Origin of the sequence: Pseudomonas khavaziana (assembly GCF_019145205.1) — a bacterium.
GTDB lineage: Bacteria > Pseudomonadota > Gammaproteobacteria > Pseudomonadales > Pseudomonadaceae > Aquipseudomonas > Aquipseudomonas khavaziana.
Map to the genome: position 1 here is coordinate 1 of NZ_JAHSTT010000050.1, position 545 is coordinate 545.

Annotated in this window: 1 protein-coding gene; it reads left to right on the top strand. The window is 56.1% G+C overall.

Annotation, left to right across the window (positions count from 1 at the left end; all coding sequences use genetic code 11):
- On the top strand, positions 1-545 hold a 545-nt coding region (locus KVH01_RS29465), incomplete at both ends, for a hypothetical protein (RefSeq protein ID WP_217883801.1).

Sequence of the window (545 nt, forward strand, 5' to 3'; positions counted from 1 at the left end):
GACCCGAAGCAAGTGGTCGCGGATGGTACCGAGACCATTAACGGTAAAACGTTTAATAAATGGACGGACGTACCCGCGGACAATGCAGCGAAGGCCAAAGGCATCGTTGTAGACGTCCATGGCGTGCCGTGGCCTGAGGCTGGGGTGACAAATCCGAAGCCTTTGAACAAGACGTTTGACGACGCGGCGCTCAGGAAGGAGATCGAGGAGCGCAATGCTAAGCCTATTTACGCGAACGATCAGCTTGATGCGAATAAGGTTGTTGCCGAGGCGAGGGCCAAGTTCGACCAGGCTATCAAGGGCGTGTTCCGTGTGCATGACGCACAGGGCAATGAAAAGCTGGTGGATGGTGACCTCAATGATCTGAATCAGATCAAGACGCCGGGTGGCAAACTGGTTGATGTGATCCAGGTGCCGGTGGAACCGACGCATCCTGACGGTCCGAAGGTGCCTGGATATGTGAAGCCTGGTACGAACCTGCCGGTTGATCCTAATACGGGCTTGCCTGCGGCTGGGACGTTGCAGACGGAGATCAAGCTCGTCGG